The organism is Acinetobacter towneri DSM 14962 = CIP 107472 (genome assembly GCF_000368785.1).
GTDB lineage: Bacteria > Pseudomonadota > Gammaproteobacteria > Pseudomonadales > Moraxellaceae > Acinetobacter > Acinetobacter towneri.
The window spans coordinates 495,006-514,615 of record NZ_KB849689.1; the positions used below are offsets into that span (position 1 = coordinate 495,006).

The 19,610-nt window shown below is 41.6% G+C and carries 28 protein-coding genes and 1 tRNA gene; 25 read left to right on the top strand and 4 right to left on the bottom strand.

All coding sequences use genetic code 11. The annotated features are described in order from the left end of the window. Window positions 1-257: 257 nt before the first annotated feature. Together F947_RS06680 and F947_RS06685 are read left to right on the top strand one after the other, a co-directional pair. On the top strand, window positions 258-575 hold the full coding sequence (locus F947_RS06680; RefSeq protein WP_004973609.1) for a type II toxin-antitoxin system RelE/ParE family toxin: 318 nt from the start codon (window positions 258-260) through the stop codon (window positions 573-575). Then, the gene (locus F947_RS06685) at window positions 568-888 is read left to right on the top strand and encodes an addiction module antidote protein (protein ID WP_004973611.1); all 321 of its coding nucleotides are present in this window, start codon (window positions 568-570) and stop codon (window positions 886-888) included. The genes F947_RS06680 and F947_RS06685 overlap by 8 nt, the downstream gene beginning before the upstream one ends. An 8-nt stretch (window positions 889-896) precedes the next feature. On the opposite strand, the gene F947_RS06690 is transcribed toward F947_RS06685, so the two are convergent. The 4 genes from F947_RS06690 to F947_RS06710 all read right to left on the bottom strand — a co-directional run bounded on the left by F947_RS06690 (window position 897) and on the right by F947_RS06710 (window position 4,997). Beyond that, on the bottom strand, window positions 897-1,241 hold the full coding sequence (locus F947_RS06690) for a hypothetical protein (RefSeq protein WP_004973613.1): 345 nt from the start codon (window positions 1,239-1,241) through the stop codon (window positions 897-899). Window positions 1,242-1,521: 280 nt separating this feature from the next. Next, entirely contained in the window at window positions 1,522-2,382 is an 861-nt protein-coding gene (locus F947_RS06700) for a DNA adenine methylase (RefSeq protein WP_004973616.1), read from the bottom strand. Window positions 2,383-2,410: 28 nt separating this feature from the next. Next, on the bottom strand, window positions 2,411-4,144 hold the full coding sequence (locus tag F947_RS06705; protein ID WP_004973620.1) for an AAA family ATPase: 1,734 nt from the start codon (window positions 4,142-4,144) through the stop codon (window positions 2,411-2,413). A gap of 73 nt (window positions 4,145-4,217) precedes the next feature. Then, window positions 4,218-4,997 (bottom strand): LexA family protein, encoded by a 780-nt coding sequence (locus F947_RS06710; protein ID WP_004973622.1) that lies wholly within the window; start codon window positions 4,995-4,997, stop codon window positions 4,218-4,220. A gap of 1 nt (window position 4,998) precedes the next feature. Here F947_RS06710 and F947_RS06715 point away from each other — a divergent pair, with 1 nt between their 5' ends. The 23 genes from F947_RS06715 (at window position 4,999) to F947_RS06825 (ending at window position 19,601) form a co-directional block, all read left to right on the top strand. Next, window positions 4,999-5,244, top strand: a complete 246-nt coding sequence (locus F947_RS06715) for a transcriptional regulator (RefSeq protein ID WP_004973626.1) — start codon at window positions 4,999-5,001, stop codon at window positions 5,242-5,244. A gap of 23 nt (window positions 5,245-5,267) precedes the next feature. Beyond that, a complete protein-coding gene (locus F947_RS06720; RefSeq protein ID WP_004973627.1) occupies window positions 5,268-5,714 on the top strand; it encodes a phage regulatory CII family protein in 447 nt (148 codons plus the stop codon). 56 nt (window positions 5,715-5,770) lie between these two features. Beyond that, on the top strand, window positions 5,771-6,037 hold the full coding sequence (locus tag F947_RS06725; RefSeq protein WP_004973629.1) for a hypothetical protein: 267 nt from the start codon (window positions 5,771-5,773) through the stop codon (window positions 6,035-6,037). After that, window positions 6,034-6,357, top strand: coding sequence for a hypothetical protein (locus F947_RS06730; protein ID WP_004973631.1), 324 nt, complete (start codon window positions 6,034-6,036; stop codon window positions 6,355-6,357). The genes F947_RS06725 and F947_RS06730 overlap by 4 nt, the downstream gene beginning before the upstream one ends. Beyond that, window positions 6,354-7,247 carry a YdaU family protein gene (locus F947_RS06735; RefSeq protein WP_004973632.1) on the top strand — a complete coding sequence of 298 codons (894 nt, stop codon included), beginning with the start codon at window positions 6,354-6,356 and terminating at the stop codon, window positions 7,245-7,247. The genes F947_RS06730 and F947_RS06735 overlap by 4 nt, the downstream gene beginning before the upstream one ends. Beyond that, entirely contained in the window at window positions 7,244-7,987 is a 744-nt protein-coding gene (locus tag F947_RS06740; RefSeq protein ID WP_004973635.1) for an ATP-binding protein, read from the top strand. Before F947_RS06735 ends, F947_RS06740 begins: the two co-directional genes overlap by 4 nt. A gap of 5 nt (window positions 7,988-7,992) precedes the next feature. Continuing rightward, window positions 7,993-8,391, top strand: coding sequence for a DUF559 domain-containing protein (locus F947_RS06745; RefSeq protein ID WP_004973636.1), 399 nt, complete (start codon window positions 7,993-7,995; stop codon window positions 8,389-8,391). Next, window positions 8,388-8,942 carry a hypothetical protein gene (locus F947_RS06750; protein ID WP_004973638.1) on the top strand — a complete coding sequence of 185 codons (555 nt, stop codon included), beginning with the start codon at window positions 8,388-8,390 and terminating at the stop codon, window positions 8,940-8,942. Before F947_RS06745 ends, F947_RS06750 begins: the two co-directional genes overlap by 4 nt. A gap of 214 nt (window positions 8,943-9,156) precedes the next feature. Further along, a tRNA-Arg gene (locus tag F947_RS06755) sits at window positions 9,157-9,233 on the top strand. A gap of 335 nt (window positions 9,234-9,568) precedes the next feature. Next, the gene (locus tag F947_RS06760) at window positions 9,569-9,769 is read left to right on the top strand and encodes a hypothetical protein (RefSeq protein WP_228619193.1); all 201 of its coding nucleotides are present in this window, start codon (window positions 9,569-9,571) and stop codon (window positions 9,767-9,769) included. Window positions 9,770-9,946: 177 nt separating this feature from the next. Beyond that, window positions 9,947-10,576 carry a putative metallopeptidase gene (locus F947_RS06765; protein WP_026438383.1) on the top strand — a complete coding sequence of 210 codons (630 nt, stop codon included), beginning with the start codon at window positions 9,947-9,949 and terminating at the stop codon, window positions 10,574-10,576. A 46-nt stretch (window positions 10,577-10,622) separates the two neighbouring features. Next, entirely contained in the window at window positions 10,623-11,099 is a 477-nt protein-coding gene (locus F947_RS06770; protein ID WP_004973644.1) for a DUF2280 domain-containing protein, read from the top strand. After that, the gene (gene terL / locus F947_RS06775; RefSeq protein WP_004973646.1) at window positions 11,077-12,639 is read left to right on the top strand and encodes a phage terminase large subunit; all 1,563 of its coding nucleotides are present in this window, start codon (window positions 11,077-11,079) and stop codon (window positions 12,637-12,639) included. Before F947_RS06770 ends, terL begins: the two co-directional genes overlap by 23 nt. Before the next feature lie 10 nt (window positions 12,640-12,649). Continuing rightward, window positions 12,650-14,137: a phage portal protein family protein gene (locus tag F947_RS06780; protein ID WP_004973648.1), complete on the top strand. Its 1,488-nt coding sequence runs from the start codon at window positions 12,650-12,652 to the stop codon at window positions 14,135-14,137. Next, window positions 14,137-14,340: a hypothetical protein gene (locus F947_RS06785; protein ID WP_004973650.1), complete on the top strand. Its 204-nt coding sequence runs from the start codon at window positions 14,137-14,139 to the stop codon at window positions 14,338-14,340. The genes F947_RS06780 and F947_RS06785 overlap by 1 nt, the downstream gene beginning before the upstream one ends. Beyond that, window positions 14,318-15,523 carry a phage head morphogenesis protein gene (locus tag F947_RS06790; protein ID WP_004973652.1) on the top strand — a complete coding sequence of 402 codons (1,206 nt, stop codon included), beginning with the start codon at window positions 14,318-14,320 and terminating at the stop codon, window positions 15,521-15,523. The genes F947_RS06785 and F947_RS06790 overlap by 23 nt, the downstream gene beginning before the upstream one ends. 56 nt (window positions 15,524-15,579) lie before the next feature. Beyond that, the gene (locus F947_RS06795) at window positions 15,580-16,539 is read left to right on the top strand and encodes a hypothetical protein (protein WP_004973654.1); all 960 of its coding nucleotides are present in this window, start codon (window positions 15,580-15,582) and stop codon (window positions 16,537-16,539) included. A 3-nt stretch (window positions 16,540-16,542) separates the two neighbouring features. Then, window positions 16,543-16,908, top strand: a complete 366-nt coding sequence (locus F947_RS06800) for a hypothetical protein (protein ID WP_004973656.1) — start codon at window positions 16,543-16,545, stop codon at window positions 16,906-16,908. A gap of 3 nt (window positions 16,909-16,911) precedes the next feature. Beyond that, window positions 16,912-17,991: a major capsid protein gene (locus F947_RS06805; protein WP_004973658.1), complete on the top strand. Its 1,080-nt coding sequence runs from the start codon at window positions 16,912-16,914 to the stop codon at window positions 17,989-17,991. Between the two features lie 10 nt (window positions 17,992-18,001). Continuing rightward, complete coding sequence (locus F947_RS06810) at window positions 18,002-18,181, top strand: hypothetical protein (RefSeq protein WP_004973660.1); 180 nt, start codon at window positions 18,002-18,004, stop codon at window positions 18,179-18,181. Window positions 18,182-18,186: 5 nt separating this feature from the next. Beyond that, window positions 18,187-18,630, top strand: coding sequence for a gp436 family protein (locus F947_RS06815; protein ID WP_004973662.1), 444 nt, complete (start codon window positions 18,187-18,189; stop codon window positions 18,628-18,630). Between the two features lie 7 nt (window positions 18,631-18,637). Beyond that, window positions 18,638-19,186, top strand: coding sequence for a phage virion morphogenesis family protein (locus tag F947_RS06820; RefSeq protein ID WP_004973666.1), 549 nt, complete (start codon window positions 18,638-18,640; stop codon window positions 19,184-19,186). Then, window positions 19,179-19,601, top strand: coding sequence for a phage tail terminator protein (locus F947_RS06825; RefSeq protein WP_004973669.1), 423 nt, complete (start codon window positions 19,179-19,181; stop codon window positions 19,599-19,601). Before F947_RS06820 ends, F947_RS06825 begins: the two co-directional genes overlap by 8 nt. Window positions 19,602-19,610 lie beyond the last annotated feature (9 nt).

Below are 19,610 nucleotides of genomic sequence, written 5' to 3' on the forward strand. Positions count from 1 at the left end.
TACTATATTTTTAGAGCGGGTTATGATTATAAATCAATAAATTAGATAAGAAAAACCCACCATGATAGGCAATGGTGGGGTAGTTTGCGCTGCTTCGTTATTACAGGTCAGGAGTGCGATTGACCTTGATTAGATAATAATCAGTAGATGTGACAGTAGTTTTACTTTAAGGATTACAGTTAATCTCAAATAAAGTTTAACCTTGCTTTCGTGTATCTTAAAAGATACAATTTTATAAAAGCTACAGATATACTGTGATGCAGATTAAAAAACTACCACCTTTTGATAGATGGTTTAAAAAACTTAAGGATTCACAGGCCAAAGCTCGGATACAAGTTCGACTTGATCGTTTAGAGGAAACAGGGCACTTTGGTGATGTAAAGACGGTAGAGCACCCTGTGTGTGAAATGCGGTTTTTCTTTGGCGATGGGTACCGTGTGTACTATTTGCAGGAAAATGAAAGTATTGTTTTGCTGCTTATTGGTGGCGATAAAACCAGTCAGCAGGACGATATTAAAAAAGCCGTACAACTTGCTGCAGCCTATTTGGAATTAAAGGAGAGACACCATGATTGATCCAGCTGATTTAGTTGCAACAAAATGGGACAGTGCCGAGTACCTAGAAACTGAAGAGGATATGCAAGCCTACTTACAGGCCTGTATTGAAGAAGCAGGTGATGACGCAGCTTTTATTGCCAAAGCACTGGGAACGATCGCACGTGCCCGTGGTATGACACAACTCGCTAAAGATACAGGATTAGGGCGTGAGTCATTATATCGCTCGTTATCTGGTGAGGTTGTACCCAATTTTGATACTGTCCTAAAAGTGGTACATGCGTTGGGTTTAAATTTGACTGTAACACCTAAAACCACTCCTGCAGAGGCTTGATTTAACTTTTACAGGTTGCAATTAATCCCGTATTTTTCTTTGTAGTAGTCCACGGCTCTATCGAGTGCCTGACTTAATTCTTCATCGGTATATTCTGGTGACAGTTGCTTTAAAGCAGGGACGTACTGTTTGTAATAGACATTTGGCCAGTCTTTGCAAAGGATTTGTTTGCGTACATCTTGTGAAGTGCCTGGATTTTCCAATAAATCAAAATAGCCGTTAATTTTTTCATCCGATTCTTCAAACTGCTTTGTTATCGCTGCACGTTCTTCTTCAGGTAGGGCAGCTGGCTGCTTTTGACAGCCAGTGATGATAAAGGCAAGGAGTAGGGTGGTTATGGTTGTTTTTTTCATAGTTTTGTCTTGTTGTTATTGCATCTAAAATTATAAACTAAATGTTAAAAAATATGCAGCGATATAAAATCAGAGCATTTTGGGGGAAATGGTGTCATCTTTTGATTATTGTTGGGTTTATGCTCGCTTGTATTGGGATAATTTTTGGCTCTCATATTCTACATAAAAAATTTCATACTTACGCAGATGCGCGAGCTGCGGGTTTCTTGTGTATGTTGCCTGGGGTGTTACTGTTTGCACTTGGGTTTTATTTAAAATAAAACCCACCATGGGGTAAAGATTAATCGGCAAAACTTAGTTGCTTTGACTGAACTTTTAAAGGCTGTAAGTCATCACAATAAATCATCACTTCAGCACCTTTCATTTTATAATAAGCACTGTAATTCAACTCATAGTCTTCTTGTGTATATCCTGAATAAATTTCTTTAATTTCAGCACAATTATCGTATGACACAATCCACTTTGTCTGTACACTATCTAAAGCTTTTCTAATTTGAACATGATCTTCATGGACATAAAAATTTCGATATAATCCTTGCCCTTTAACATAGTAGGGTGGATCTAAATAAATTAGAGAGCCTTGAGGCAATAGATTGTCAACGTTTTGAAGTAATGATAAAGCGTCTTCATTGTAAACTTTTATGCGGTCTTTATAACGACCAATTTTTTCAATTCGTTTTGATAAATTTTCTTTGTGAAAGCGAGCATCAAGCTTGTAATTGCCATCCTGATTTTTCCCGCCAATTACACCACCTTTTAATATGCCAGAGCGATTGGTACGGTTCAAAAAGAAAGCAGAAAAGCCGTGTTCGAGAGCAGTATGCTCGTTTGGAGTAGCAAGGATATTTTTTTGTTTTTGCCACTCATCAATTGTGACATTAGTGTCTGTTAGAAGTTTTAGAAAATTTTCAGTATCTTCTGTAACTGACTTCCAAAAATTAAAGATTGCCAAATCAAAATCATTGATATGAATATTTTGGCAGTGGTTACCAAACAATAAGTCTAAAGCAACACCAGCCCCTCCCGCATAAGGCTCGAGATAGTCTCCAGTAAGGTTGTTAAGCTCCATAAGATCTTTTACAAACGGAGCAAATTTACCTTTACCACCTGGATAGCGGAGGGGAGTGTAAAAAATAGGCATTTAAAAGTTCATCAACATTTTACGAAAATTACGTGTTATGACCCAATTCTACTTTAACATATGCCAAATTTAATGCATAACCTTCAGTTAACACGAAAGTCAATTTCTCTTCAAGATCAGTTAGGAATGTGCTTGAGATGTTAGGATTGTGCTTAAGATAATATCTAAAAGGATTTGTTTCAGCTTTTTTGATCATTCTTTGCAAGTTGCTAGAATTATAAAAACCTTTAAAAAGATCTCGAATTTTTTTATTTCCAGCTTGGATATCTGCTGCTAATAATTGTGGCAAATCATAACCTGAACTAGGTTCATCTTTTAACTTTAATCTATCTAAAATATCAGATGCATCACTTAGGAAAATCTCTTTGGTGAATTGAATTGAATTAGTCCAATAACTATCATTCGCTGGTAAGCGAAACAAAAAATCAAAGATTAATTGATCGGGCGGGAGACCACCTGGCAGTTTCAGAACATTTTTATATTTATTTGTATTTCTTACATCTGCATCTAAAACAACAATACTTTTCGTGGTAAATTCTGGAATTTTTTTATCCATCAAGGAAATATAAAAGTTACTACCATTCGTAATATTATCAAATTTATTTAAGAACGAATTGAGATGTCTTGAAGTTACAAGAGCAGCGAAAAAATCGGAAGCCTCTTTATCTTCAAAATATACATTAATTTTTGGTAACTTAGCCTTTTGTTTTTCTGGCAGAGTTTCAATATTTAAATCTGCATTAATGTTATCCCAACTGTAATCATCATAAACCTTGATAGAACCATGTGCATTTGACAGGTAAATAACTTTATATTTTTCATTGGCACCTTTGTATAGTGATCGCTTTTTCACTTCTTCTATAATTATTGGTGAGTGAGATGTCATGATAATTTGTAAATCTAATTCTTTCGCATATGTCATTAATGTTTCAATTAGATTTTTTTGAGCTGCAGGGAAAAAACCAGCATCCACCTCATCAATTAACAGAATACCACCGCTATACTTCTCACCAAGGTCATCTTTAAGTTTCTTAAAGGACATTAAAGACAAAACTAATTGTCCGCAATTATCTTCACCAACTGAAACAGATTCATGATCGTAGTTTTCACCATGTGCAACTGCTGAATCTAATGTTCCTGAAGTTGCGGTTAAAGAGCTACTATTTCTTTTTCCTAGTATCTTATTACTGATAGTAATAAAAAGAGATTTATTTTTATTTAAATATTCAATATCATTTTTATCATACTTGGTTCTTTCAGCAAGTGGGATAAGTCGTTTTAAACTTTGGTAAATCACAGGGTGTGTAACATTTCTACTGGTGTTTGCTGTAAAATCTGTTGTTAGGTTCCCTCGCACAGTTGTTCGGAAATCACGTCCTTCGGTATTCGTCATTGTAAGGTTTAAAGTATCAATATTTTTATCTAGTAAACCATCATAAAGGTGGTAACTACATTGCATACTACCAGCAACATCAAACTTTTTTGAAAATCTAAAATGTTCTTTAAATTGTGAAGTAAACCGTTTTCCAGTTAAAGTTCTATAATCTACTTTGAGTCCTTCAGCATTTATATATTTTAATTCTTCTCCAGTAGCATAATTCATTTCAAAACTAAAAATTTGTGCTATTAGACCTAAAATAGTTGATTTAGCTGTACCATTTTTACCACAAATGACTGTTATATCAGAACCAAGAGTAATATTTACATCTTTTAAAGCTCGAAAGTTTTGTACATTAATATTAGTCAATTTGGTAATATTCACTCTCTGATTCCCCTACGATATCCTCAAACGGTTTTAAATAGCTTAATTAGTGAACTAGAATTATATTTAAATTTCAAACATCCCGATACAACCCAACAACCTTACCCACCAACTTACATCCATCCACCAATGGAATCGTTTTTTCAGGCCAGTCTGGGTTAAGCGGTTGCAAATACATACTGCCGCTTTCAACAATCAGCTTTTTAAAAGTTGCCTCTAAATCACCTTCGCAAGAGACGATGACTAAATCACCTGTTTTTAAATCATTTGTTTGAAAGTCAGGATTTACATAAATTTTGTCTGCAGGGCGGAAGTCTGGAAGCATCGACTCACCAACTACGGTCAACCCGTATCCGTTCTTGCCGCATTTCGGGTTAGGTGGCAGCCATTCTTCAAACTGCGTACCTGCAGGTACAGATTCTACTGTGGTCCACGATCCAGCTTGTACCCAAGAGATGACAGGTACCAATCGACCAGTAAGAGGAAAGGGAGCAGTGACGTTGGGTTCGATACCTGAGCCATGATCCAAATAACTAATATCTACATTAAATTTTTTAGCCAGTATTTGCATTTTCTCTTCACGAGGTTTTGCAATTCCAAGCGTATAGCGTCGTGCCATTTCATAAGTGACATGAATAGCATCTTTTAATTGGTTTACGTTTTTTATTGGTGAGCCTTCTTTTTGCATAAGGCTATTAAGCCGTGAAGCAAATTCTTGGTATTTGGCTGTTTGCACCTTACAAACCTTCTCATTTTCTACGCTAGGTAGAATATTAACCCGTATTTTAGGTTGCACCAATTCTATTTTTGGTAGTATATTATCTTCTACTTTAAGTAGTTTTATTGGTAGCATTATGTCATCTCCAAAAGACGCTTTTGAAAAAGCAATCAAAATCGCAGGCAGTAAATCTGCTTTAGCTCGAAATTTGGATATAACGCCTTGGGCTTTAAGTAAATGGAATTTCGATAAAATCCCAGAAGATCGCTGTCTTCCAATTGAGAAATTTACGAAAGGAAAAGTTCGAGCTGAGCAACTACGTCCTGACATTAATTGGGCGTATGTACGTTCTACTCAAAATAGTAAAGAAGCCGTTATCTAATAACACGTTCAAAAGGACTTTCAATGAACATCATCGATGCGGCTTATCACACTGTCCACGATTATCCAGGTGGCGCAACGGCGTTAGCACCTAGACTCGGCATTAAAAGCCCAGCCGTGCTCAACAGCAAAGTTAATCCGAACACGGATACGCACCACATTACGCTGGTAGAAGCCATAAAAATAATGGTCATCACCAATGATTACCGCATTTTGCAAAGTATGAATGCGCAACTGGGCAAGGTTGCTATTGATTTGCCACAAATCCCTGAATGCCGTGATACGGCGTTAACTGATCTTGTGCTGAGCTTTGGAATGAGTGGTGGTGATGTTTACACGCTATTTAAAGAAATGATGGCTGACGGACGCATCACACGTGGTGAAGCAGTCGATTTATCCAAAGTCATCCATAAATTGCATGAAATATTGGCTGAGCTAAATGCTCAGGTACACAAATGTATTGAGGAATAAAAAAGCCTGATTGTTAGGGATCAGGCTTTTGCGTTCAATTCAGAGGGAAATTCTTTATGAACACAAATACTTTACCAAAACACCCATGTCAGGGCAAATGCACGGAATTTAAAGAAGAGCAGTGCAGCAGCTGCTTAATCTTAGTGCCGCAATGTGATTACTGCGGATCGGACAGCATGGTCAGCCGTACAGAAAACAATGATGGTTTTATTTGTGCTGACTGTTATTGGGAAGACAAACCAGAACATACCGTGGCGTTGTTTGTGAGTGATGTGGAAATACATTATGCACGAGCATTGAATGCCCAGGGAGAAGTGCCATGAGTCACTTTAATAATCCACCTGATTACAAGCAGCTGCAGCAAGTGCAGTCATTTTACGAACCAAGCCTAAAAATTCTGCAGGAGCTATATGAGCGTAACCAAAGAAACCTACGCTCAAAAGGCTATGACGAAAACAATGCCGCTATTACCAAGAATGAGTTTGGTGAGGTAATGGCCAGACGTTTTCGCATCACACAATGGTTAGCTGCAGATATTGTAGCAAGCTTGGTGAAGGCTGAAAAAGTTGAAGCATTTGGTGGGTATGTGAAGCCAATATTAACTGAACACTTAAGCGTGTTTGGGGAACAGGTGATGAAATGAACTATTACCAACACCACATTGGTGACTTCAATAATGCTACACGCTATTTAACGCTCGTTGAACGGGCGTTGTACCGTGACTTAATTGAGATGTACTACGATAGCGAAAAAGCCATTGATGCGAGTGATTTTGAGCGATTGGCACGCCGTTTATTGTGTCGTACTGATGAAGAAAAGACTGCTTTGCGGTTTGTATTAAGTGAATTCTTTGAATTAGTGGACAACACATACGTTCAATCACGTTGTGAGCGTGAAATAGCTGAATATCATGCGAAAAAGGAACAACAGTCCAAGGCAGGTCGTGCATCTGCTGAAAAGCGTTCCAACAGAAAAGCACCATCTGTTAATAGTCCGAATAAGGAAAATAATACGCCTGTTCAAGAGGAATCTAACGAGTGTTCAACGGACGTTGAACAGCCGTTAAACGACCCTTCAACCAACCATAAACCATTAACCAATAACCAAGAACCAATAATTAATACACACACTAACGCGCAGGAAAAATTTTCGGAACCTGAAGCTTGGAATCCAGACCGAGAGTTTTTACTTACCGTGATACGGACCAGTGTCGGTGAGCAAGCCGAATCAGTTCTTGAATTACCTGATTATGAATTTCAACTTGGGAATTTCAATGCACATTGGGAAAACAAAACCACACTCACTGAAAACCAAAAAACTCGAAAGTTTGCTACGTGGTTGATTCAGGAATTCAACAAACAAAAAATTCCTAGACCCACCAAATCGGGGAAATCACAGCAAAAGACGGTGTCTCGAAACGTCAACGACGCATGGGGTGAAATCCCAAAGCAGGAGCCCGTGTCAGAAGATTACGATCCAAACGAACCACCACCAGGTGTGAGTCAACAAGATTGGGATGAGAATTGGGTATGAACGCATTTTCAAACAACCTGACAGGATTTAAACCTGAGCCATCCGAAATGTTTTGCCAGATCCACAATGAGCGGATGGTGAAAGTTTTGGGACGTGATACATGCAAAACCTGTGCACGTGAATTTTTACGAAAATCGGAAGCTGAACACGCTCAGGAATTGCTTGAGAGTACCCGCAAGAAACGCGTAAACGCAGCCATGATTCCTGCTCGGCATGCAAGCTGTGGTTTTAAAAACTACGTTGCCAACACACAAGCGCAGCAGTACGCCGTTGGTCAATGCAAAAAATTCTCTGGGGATTTTGTGAAGGGACAAGCAGGCAACATGATCATGACAGGACGCACAGGCACAGGGAAAACCCATCTTGCATGCGCCATGATTCGGAATATTTTGCACCTTGGTGGATTTGCTCGGTACATCACCAGTGAGGACATGGCCAACAGTATCGCCAACGCTTGGACACAACCTGACAGCAGCGAATCTACGGAGATTTACCGATTCACCGAATATGATTTGCTGATCGTGGATGAGTACGGCTTACACGACCAACACGAGAATCGCTTGAAACTGGTTCACAAGGTTTTGTATTCCCGCTATGACGCGAAAAAACCTACGATCGTGATTTCAAATTTCACTACGGACGAGTTGAATAAAAATTTAGGCGATCGACTTTGGTCGCGCTTCCAGCATGATGGGCTTACGGTGGTGGAGTGTAATTGGCAGGATTCGAGAATTGGGTGAACAGCATGCGATTAAGCATTGCGGAATATAACCGCTTAATCAAGCCCAAGCAAAAGCCAAAAGCGAAGTCTACGGCGCGTCCTAAGCAGAAGATTGTGAGCAAGGGAGAAGCTGCACTGATCCAGCAGCTCAGAGCGTTAAAAATCGAATTTGTGCAGGAATTTAAATTTCACACATCACGTAAATGGCGGGCAGATTTTCATATCAAGAATACGAAGCTGCTGATCGAAGTTGAAGGCGGTATTTGGAGCGGTGGGCGTCACACAAGGGGCAAGGGCTACATAGGGGACATGGAAAAATATAACGCGGCAACAATGTTGGGTTTTCAGGTTTTACGGTTCAGCACAGAGCAAGTGACGAGCGGTTTTGCGATTAAACAGATTGAAGGGTTGGTGAAGGGATGAATGCAGCAGTGGCGGAAAAGTTTGAACAATTTGAATGGCTGACTCATGGCATTACGGCTAAGTCGCCAAATTTTGAACCTAATGTGCGTGGCACTGGAGAGAAGCCTTTGAATTATGAAGATCGCTTGGGTGCTATTGCATCTATGGAGACACAGTTAGCCAAGTCAGTTACGGCTTTGATTGTATTTGATGGTAAATGCGAGAGTGATTACGAATATGTTCGTGGGCATCTGGTAAATATCATGCTTAAAAACGCCATGGCAGATAAAAAGCGCGAACCTGAACACATCACAATAAATCACATGGCGTACCTGATTGCGCGTATGGTCATAGACTTTGCATTGGATCCTCAGCTTGAGGCTAATTTCACAGCACAGGGGCGTTTGTATTATGCGGGTATTAATTGCCACCAGATGACGGTTGATAATTATCGAAAAACTTGGAAACCGTATGAAGCAATGATGGAAATCGCTATAGAATCAGCGATAGATGAGGCATCTAAGGCAATTGAAATGTATAAAAAAAATACTTACAAAGAATTGCGGACCTGAAGATTCCATTTAAACGGAATTTAAGCTATAGTTTTTATAAGATGGTCATATTATGGCTATCTAGCTTAATAAGCGAAAGCAAATGACGATCAGGAAAGACTGATAGTTACGATCAAGGTTCTTAGTTTATAGCCCGCACTACACCCAGAGCGGGCTTTTTTTATGGCGGATTCCCTTTAATCGTAGTGGTTTAAATTGAATGCCGCCATTTCTAGCGCCATTAGCTCAATTGGATAGAGCATTGCACTTCTATTGCATTGGTTGCGGGTTCAAGTCCTGCATGGCGTGCCATATTCCGATGAACGGCATATAATTTGGTTAAACAGTGTCATACACTTTATTCAGAGCGTTCTGTAGTTCTTAGTTTTATACCCGCATTTCCCCAAATGTGGGTTTTTTTATGTGTGGAGAAAACATGCTCCAATTTTTAAAACGATTGTTTTGTATTCACGATTACGACTACGAGTCGGATATTTTTATTCAAGTTGAATGTCGCAAGTGTGGTAAAACGAAGTGACCCTCGCCACTTCGGTGGCATTTTGCCGAACGTATTACGGCACATAAGACCCTGCTCAATATGCATTATTGGCGGGGTTTTTCTTTTCTTATTGGTGGTGAATATGCGAATGGGTCGAATGGGTTTGGGTATAGCTCTTGCCTCGCTGGGTACAATAGCTTTTGGAAATGAATTGAACCGCGCAGGTGAAAGCCTGAGTGCGCTATCAAGAATTATGCGCTTAACACAGCCATCAAAATATAAATCAAAACCAAATCGTATTAGTCAAAAGAAACGTCGGCTGAATGCGCGTCGATTAGGTCATAAATAAGGATTTTCTTATGACAGACAAAGTACAGGCGAAACAAGACTTAGAATTTTGCAGTGCTGAGCTGTCTAAGTATCAGAATCTCAGTAGATCGGGATTGACGCGGGCAGAGATGCTAGCGATTGACGGCATCATGCGCCGCTTGAAAGATCGTATTAGAAACTTACGGAATGTATTGCTGTGAAACGACCGATGCCGCCTCAAAGCTTACTTGATCTTGATCCTGAAGAACCAGTGGGGTTTGAGCCTGCACATGAGCTAAAGGAATGGATTTTAAAAACATTCATTGATGAGGATGGCGAGCTACACAACCCTGATCACATGCACATATCGCCATGGGATGATGATTTATTTATGGTGCTATGGGCATCAAGTGGGTTTAAAAAATCTGAAAAAGTTGTTTTAGGTCAGACTGAAAAGTTTGCGCCGATGGCGGGCGGCTGGCGAAAGATGCGTCAAGAAAAACAGATGATTGACTGGTTTGGTTGTGTACCGAATTTCATCATCACGATTGATGCATGGTTTGCACACAATGCCAGTGATACTGATTTTTGTGCGTTGATCGAACATGAGCTGTATCACGTGGGTGCTAAAAAAGATGAAGATGGTAATTACCAAATCAGCCCGTCTACAGGTGAGTATAAATATTATTTGCGACCGCATGATGTAGAAGAATTTCACGGTGTCGTTCAGCGTTACGGTGCATCACCAGACGTTCAAAAAATGGTGGATCTTGCAAATGATGGCCCAACAATCGGCAAGGCAAAAATTGCTCAAGCATGTGGTACGTGTTTATTGAAGTTGGCTTAAATTTTTTTGCCTGCTTTGTTATACGTTGTTATACGAAGGGGTGTTTATGGCAACACTTAAAGAGCCTGTAAAAATCTTTATAGTTCAGTCTCTTGCTTGTCGTGATACGCCCCAAGAAGTTGCTGAGCTCGTTAAACAAGAATTTAAAATTTCCATAGATCGTGTTCAGGTCGCTTCGTATGACCCAACCAAAGCGGCAGGCAAAAACCTATCAAAAAAATTCGTCGAGCTGTTTCATAAAACCCGCGCCGATTTTGATGCTGGCTTAATTGATATCCCGATTGCAAACAAGCATTACCGCTTAAAGCAGTATCAGAAGCAATTAGAGCGCAATGCAAAGAACACAGTGATGTCACTCAAGATTCTTGAACAGGCTGCTAAAGACTGCGGTGGGCAGTTTACAAATAAACAAGAAATCACAGGCGCAGGTGGTGGACCGATTCAGAACGAAAATACAGTAGTTGTTACTGCCACTGATGAGCAGGTAAGGCAGGCGATAAATGAACTCGAGAGCGAATATTGACCCAGTCAAATTAAAAGCAAAAAGAATCAAATGTGAAGATGAGCATTTATTTTTTACTCGGGCATTTTTCCTGCCACGTATGGGGTTTAAATTCTTGGTGAATTGGCACCATGAATATATTGCTGATGCGCTTGATAAAGTTATCAGTGGTGAAATTCCCAACCTTGTGATTAACGTACCACCAGGCAGTGGTAAAACTGAATTACTTACCAACCTGATTGCACGGGGGATTGGGCGTAACCAGCGTTCACGCTTTCTGTATTTATCATTTTCACAGTCTTTGGTTGAGGATGTTTCGGCCACAGCTCGAAATATCGTGAAGTCACCAGACTTTCAAGCCTTATGGCCAGTCAAAATTTCAACCAGTACCGATGCAAAGGCATCATGGAAAACCACAGTAGATGGCTATGAGGCGGGGCATGTGTATAGCGCCTCGATGGGTGGTCAGGTTACAGGGCGTCGTGCTGGTACCTTAGCTGATCTTGGGTTTACAGGGGCTATCATTCTTGATGACCCACTTAAACCAGAAGATGCATTCAGTAAGACAGCACGTAATAAAGCAAACCGTAAAATTCTAAACACGGTGAACTCACGTAAAGCTAAGTCATCTACACCGATTATTTTGATCATGCAGCGTTTGCACGTTGAGGATCCGACTAACTTTGTGATGACTGGCAACGTACCAGGCGAATGGCATCAAATTTCAATACCCGCCTTGATTGATGATGATTACATTCAGTCACTGCCTGAGCATATACAAAAAAAGGTACCACGTGACGTTGAGCGAGACGAAAAAGGGCGTCAAAGCTATTGGCCATTGAAAGAATCATTGCAGTCTTTGCTGCAGTTGGAGAAAGGCGGCCAAGACAAAGATGGCGCAACAGTTTCACGTTACACGTTCAGCAGCCAATACATGCAGCGACCTAAGAAATTAGGTGGTGATCTAATCAAGGGCGAGTGGTTTGGTGAATATCACGAATTACCTGAACTGGTTTGGCGTGCTGTATATGTGGATACCGCTCAAAAGGTCAAAGAAGAAAATGACTTCACTGTCTTTCTTTTGGTTGGTATGGGGGTAGATGGCAAACTTTATTTGATTGATCTTTTGCGCGGCAAATGGGAAGCGCCAGAGATGAATAAAAAAGCGAAAGCATTTATCGATAAACACAAGGTGTATGACCTTAGAACCAAGCCTGTTCGATATATGAAAGTTGAGGATAAGGCGCATGGAACCCAATTGGTACAGTCATGGCAAAAATATGGCGGTATTCCAATTATTCCTGTTCAACGTGAAAAGGACAAATTGACCCGCTTTATGGATGTAGCACCACACCTAGAGAACAACTTTGATGTTTACCCTGAAAATCAAAACAGGTTTGTCATGCTGCCTCGAAATGCAACTTGGAAGCAATCCTTTCTAGATGAGTGTGAGGCATTTAACGCCCAAATGACCCATGAGCACGACGACCAAGTCGATACCTTAATTGATGCGATTGAAGATTCAGTCGTGATGTTGAATTACAGCCCACCAGCGGCATAAGGTTTTAAATATGGCTAAGAAAAAACGCAATCCCGAAAGTCAAAAGCCTGTGTCGGGTAACTTAAGTGTGCATGAGGCTGAACAAGCGCTACTCAATTATTTGACTAAAATGCCTGATGTGGATGAGGTACTGCGTAAAGCAGGTATTACCCGACACCGCTTAAAAGTCATGATGTATGACGATGAGGTATATCAGTCGATTGAGAAGCGACAGGATAAATTGGAAAGTGCTCCATGGCGGCTAGAGCCAGCAGAAGGTATAGAAACTGAAATTCTGTATGCACATCTTCGTGAATGGTGGTCTGAAATCATTTTAGGTGCACAAAACGCGCGATGGTACGGATATTCTGTGCTTGAGGGAATTTACTCCAGACCTGAAAACCCTAAACTTCATATTCAAGGTGATGTTGTCACACCATTCATAGGCTTTGAATGGATTGGTGAAAAGCCTCTGCAATGGTATGAACCAAAGAATAATGGAAGTTTGCTTCTTTTAAAGAACTACAACCACACACATCAGGATCAGGAAGTAGACCAGCGTTTTAAGCATTTCTTAACACGCTGTAAATCTACGTTTGAAAATCCTTATGGAGAGGCATTGCTTAGTCGTTTGTACTGGGTTTGGTTCTTTAAAACGAATGGCTTTAAGTTCTGGTCAAAATTTGTAGAAAAGTACGGTATGCCATTGTTGGTGGGCAAGTCATCTACTGGCCACAACCAGGATATGCGGGATGCATTACTAAAAGCACATGCAACTTCTGTTCTAGCGATTTCAAGTATGGACTCTGTAGAACTGCATAGTGCATCGGCCGTAGGTAATGGCTCGCAAGCGTATGAAACATTCGACAAGAATTTGGAACGCCGTATTCAAAAGGTGGTTTTGGGTCAGACGCTCACCAGCGGTACCGATGGATCAGGCTCTCGTGCTTTAGGTGATGTGCATTTGGAAGTTCAAAATGCGAAATACCGTGCGGACATTCGGATGATTACCCCAACAGTGCAGGCGATTATTAATGCATTGTGCGATCTTAATGGTTGGAAGCGCAGACAGATTATTCTTGGCGAGGAAAAGTCACTTGAACCTGAAAAGGCGGAACGTGATGTGCATTTAAAAAATGCAGGTGCAAACTTCTCGAATGCTTATTTCATCCGTGAATATGGACTACAAGAAGAAGATCTGGTTGATCAAGTCCAAACTGCCTTTAATCAATTCACCGCATTACCTCGCCAGGCATTCAACTTCAAAGCCAAGCCAAACAAGCTATCCGATGCCCAGCAAGAAGTTGAAGAACTGACAGATGGGCAGGATGATTTAATGCTGCTAAATGATGCTGAGATTAGGCAGTTAGCAAGCACATCGGAAACCCCAGAGGCGTTGGCATTCAATCTTATGCAGCTTATTCCAAAAGCCACTAAAACTGAGTTTACAGCCAAGTTAGATCAGGCTTTGTATGCTGCAGATGTGCTTGGTTATGCAATGGCGAAGGATGGACAGTGATGGAAGATATTCAGGCCTTATATGATGAGTTTGAAGAGTTTAGCACCAAATATTGTGGACTGATTTTTGATGAATTCTCAATATATCAGCGTAAGAAATTAGGTCATTACTTTGATATTCGTGATGAATATTTCAAGATGTGGTTGAACGCAAAGCGCGTTTATAGTGGAGAGGTTGATAATGCAACCAGTCACGTTTCTTGAGGCGCTTCAGTACGCTCACAGTAAAAATATCGTGCTACCTGATGAATTCTACTCACTGGATTTAAAAACACGGCAAATGGCAACTACGGTGAGCTTTTTGTCGAGTCTTGAGCAGATTGAAACGGTCATCAAGGCAGTGAATAAATCCATTGCGGATGGCGGTACATTCAAAGATTTTCAGAAGCTGATTGAAGAATCTGAAATCATTTTGCCAAAGCACTATCTGGACAATGTGTTTCGTACCAATATCCAGAGCGCTTATGGTCATGGTCGTTGGATTCAACAAAACCGTAACAAGGCTAAACGTCCGTATTTGATGTATTCAGCGATTAATGATAGTCGAGTGCGTCCGAGTCACTTGGCTTTAGACAAGATCGTTTTGCCATTTGACCATCCTTTTTGGCTGACACATTACCCGCCATTGGGATTTCGTTGTAGGTGCACGTGCATAGCTTTAACCGAAAAACAAGCATTGAAATATGGCATTACACCAGATGACAAATTGCCTGATGTTGCTGAGTCTTTGGACTGGTCCTCACATCCTTTGCAATTTGGTGAGCTTGAATCTTTGGTCGATAAAAAGATTGCTGATTCATCACTGGATAAAGAATTCTTGCTTGAACAAAAGCAAGTCATTCAAGCTGAGTGGACAGCATCCAGAAAGCTGACAAGTTTGTTTGCACCTATGGATGACAAGAGTCGGGATTTGTTCAACACGATTGCAGATACAGTCATTCCACTCGATCCAAAGATCAGACCAACAGCGATTCGGACGTTTATTGATTATGTGCAGGGCAATGACACGGCACTAAGCACGTATTTAAATGCGTCTGCAGCTTCACTGGCTGATGATGTGCTGAAACGGTGGCTAAGTGCTGACATGGCAGCGATTCAGGCTGTGGCAAGCAATACGGCTTCAACCGTGGTAGGTATTGCAACAATTCAGCAAGTGGCAGCGTATCAAGTCGGGCAGACAGTACAATTCAATGCGCCTTTGCTTATGGCTGATACTGCAGGTGACATCGTGATTCAGATTCAAAACGCCAAAGGTTTAGGTATTGATCTGGAAAAGCTAAATGCAGGGCAAGGGGTTTTGATACCACTTGGCTTGTCGTTTGAAGTGGTTTCGATTGAAACAATCAAAGGCAAACTGATTTATACGCTCAAGCCTTTGCTGAACTGAATTAAATATGAATATGACCGCTCCATTTGGGGCGGTTTTTTATTGGAGCATGAAAAATGCCAGTAGAGGAAACACAGGACAAATATTGCTTTCGGCTTGGCGATCTGAACGTCAATCAAGCCGAAGACGGCAAGAAAAAACGCACATTCACAGGCGTGGCATATAGCGGTGAAGTGATTACAGACCACTGGTATTGGGACCGAATTATTTTTGATTTGGATTCAATGAAAATTAAGGGGCGTATTCCCGCGTTACTCGATCACTCACCTCGTCAGCGTGCAGGTGTCATCAATGAACACAGCATTAATCACCAGCAAGGCCTAGTCGTTTCAGGCGACTTAATGAGTAATGAGTTCGGTACCGAAGTTGCCCAAGACTCTGACGATGGTTTTCCGTGGCAAATGTCGGTTCGTATTGAGCCGTCATCAGTAGAAGAAATTCAGGCAGATGCATCTGTTACGGTCAATGGAAAAGTTCACCAAGGGCCAATCACGGTATTTCGTGGTGGTCGTATTCGTGAAGTGTCTTTCTGTGCTTTGGGTGCAGATGACAACACCAACGCTGTGGCAGCCAGCCACAACCCAACACAATCTAGCAAAGAGGACACAGACGTGGACTTAGAACAAGCGAAAGCGAAAATCCAAGAATTGGAAGGTCAGGTGAATACTCTGACTGAGCAAAACAAACAGTTTGCTGCAGATAAACGTAATTCAGCCATTGATGCTTTGGCCAAAGATTTGGGCAAGGAATTTACTGCTGAAGAAAAAACCAAGTTTGCAGCTATGCCTGATGATGCATTTGATTTGATGGCAGCAACACTTAAGCAATTTGCAGCATCGACTCAACAACAACCACCTGCAGGTCAGCAGCAACAAGCACCGTTAGCAAATCCAGCATTTGCTCACTTGTTCACACATCAAGCGAGTGCTCAAAGTGGGACGCAATCATCGGGCAATCAAGAGCATCAATTATCTGCAGGTGCTAAAGCATTTGCGGCACAGCAAAAGGGGAAGTAATCCATGACTACTGTTTCAGCTACACATGAATCACGTCCATTTAATTTGGATGTGGGTAAAACACGCCGTGTTAATGCAAAAGTCACAACTGCTACTGCATACAAAGAAGGCGACTTACTGGCGCTGTCTGCAGCAAACGTCTTAACCCAAGCGGCCGATGAGTCAAGTTGGGACGTTATTTGCGGTGCAACACTAACAGCTGCACAAGCAACTGCAGCAGCTGCAAACGGTACTGAAATCCCTGTTTATAACGGTGGGGTATTTAACATTGAGGCTGTATCAATTGCTGGTACCGCACTCGCAACAAGCAAATACGATGCGGCACGCGCTAAAGCATCTAAAAACAACATTGAATTATCGAAGGTGTAAACCATGCCACAAAGTTTTTCTATTGATGGTGCTCCACTGGAGCTATTGGGCGTTGATGAATTAGCGTTAATTCATTCAAACTACGAGCCGATGGATACATGGCTTTTAGATAAGCTATTTCCACGTCGTAAATCATTCACTACTGATGTAGTGCCAATTGCTGAGCTTGAAACTGAATCGGATATTGCACCACTTGTTGCACCGCAGATTCCTGGTAAGCCATTTGACCGCAATACGGCAATTCAAGTCAGCCACGTAAAGCCAGCGTACTTAAAGCCTAAAAATCAGGTGACACCTGCAACAGCTTGGGATACTGCTTTATTGGCACGTTTGCGTGATGCGGGCATCATCTCAACAGGTAATAATCAGTTGAGCACAGCAGAGCAATACATGATTGCTCAGATTGAAACCATGAAGCGCAACCACGACTCGATTGATAATCGTAAAATCCTGATGGCTGCTGAATTGGTGACAACTGGTCAAATTGTGCTTGAGTCAGATGACTACACCAAAAACGTAGTGTCATTTGGCCGTGAATCTTCACTTGCATTTACCCCTACAAATGCTTGGGATCAGGCAGGTGCTACGCCTGTTGAAGACATTGAAACCATGGCACAACGCATGTTGGATGAAAATGGTGGTGAAGCCACTATGATTCTAACCACAGGCAAAGTATGGGCTTCACTGGAAAAGAACGCTGCTTTCAAAGCCAAATTTGTTGAGCCGTATGCGGGTATCAGTGTGCCGTATCGCCCAGGACTAAATGCCTCACGTTCTGCGAAGTTCAAAGGCTACTTAGGTGATATTGAAATCTGGACATACGATGCAACGTATCGCCACAAAGCACAGGTGAAGCGTTTTATCCCTGTCGATTACTTTGCGCTTATTTCAGATACCAATGGTTATGTGACGCAATGTAAGATCGAAAACATTCATGCTAACGGTTTGGCTTTGGAATACTTTGACCGCCAATGGTACGAAGAAGATCCAAGCGGCATTTTACTCATGACTGAATCGGCTCCATTGGTCGTACCATCAAATAAAAATGGTATTTGTGGTGGTACTGGCTTCATCACGATTTAAGGAGTGACGCATGGCTAAATACATTGCAACGCAGTCCGTAGGGCAGTACCTACCAGGACAAACTGTCGAGGGTCTTAGTGCAGAACGTGCTAAGGCCCTTTTAGTTATGGGTGCGATTAAAGAAGTGGAAGCCGATCAAGAGGAAACTCAAGAAAAGCCTGCACGTCGTACCCGCTCAACCGCTGAGTAAGTCTTATGTATGCAACTGAAGCAAATTTGGTTGCACGATTTGGTCAGGAAATTCAAGAACTGAAGTTGATGCATGCAAGTGCATCAACCGCCATTCAAGATTCCATTCAGGACGCATCAGAAGAAATTAACGGCTACATCGGTGGTCGTTATGCTTTGCCGTTGCCAAATGTGCCTAGCAATTTAGAGCGCATGGCGTGTGACATTGCACGTTATCGCCTCTATTTTCAGCAACCAACCGAGGAAGTGCGGCAGCGCTATGAGGATGCTGTTTCATTTCTTAAGTTGGTGGCAGCTGGTAAGGCACATTTGCAGATTCAGGATGCTGCAACCAACCAAATCGTGGAAGACCAACCAAAGAACAAGCCATCTACCATGCCAATCGGTACCAGCTACACGGGTGGCGTGTTTGGTGATTCCACTTTAGACCTGATGCCGAGCATCAAGTGAGGTGAATGTGAGTGGTGTTGCGATAACTATTGATGTTGAAGGTGATTCACCAATTCTATCCATCCTTAAAAACCTTGCAGATTTTGAACAACGTAAAGCGGATTTATTCGACACGGTAGGCAGTACCGTTGTTGAGGGGATTCGTTCACGCTGGAAAGGTGGAGAGGGTTTAGAAGGAAAGTGGCTATTATCAATTCGTGTGATGCGTAAGGGTGGTACCACATTACGAGACACGTCTCGGTTGATGAATTCCGTTACCTACAATGTTCTACCTGATGGTGTCGAAATTGGTACTGATGTGGTTTATGGCGCAATTCATCACTTCGGTGGTGAGATCAAGCATGAAGCCCGTTCACGCACCTTGTTCTTTCGACAAAACCAAAGAACAGGGCAAGTGGGTAATCGTTTCGTGCGTAAGTCACGCTCCAACTTTGCCCAAGAGTCAATGGGTAGAGCATATAGCGTCAACGTACCACGCCGTCCATGGCTGGGTATTACTGAAGACGAAGAGCAAAAGATTCTCAACTCAATTGAAGGGGTAATTTTCGATGAGTAATTTCTTTGCGGTACGTGCTGAAATTGCCGAGAAGTTAAAAGAAATTTCTGAGTTTAAGAGAGTCTATACGCCGATCAACATTGGCAGCACAACCGAACTCTCACAAAACACCCCATGTGCTCATGTGAACTATCTTCGTATTCGTAAAGCTGATGAAGTTGGCCGTGGCAGCCTGAACTCATTAAAGCAGGAATGGGACATCACCATTGTTGAACGTCATGCAGCCTCGCAGCTATCAGATGGGTCTAAAGCAATTGATCAGGCGGGCGAGTTGGTTGCCAAGGTAATACCGCTTTTAAGTGGATGGAAACCTAAATCAAGTACACGCCCATTATCACTGGTGCGTATCAGTGAAGATTTTTCACCTACATGCGTTTATATCACGATGGTTTTTGAGTCATCGTTATTTATTTAGGAGCCTATC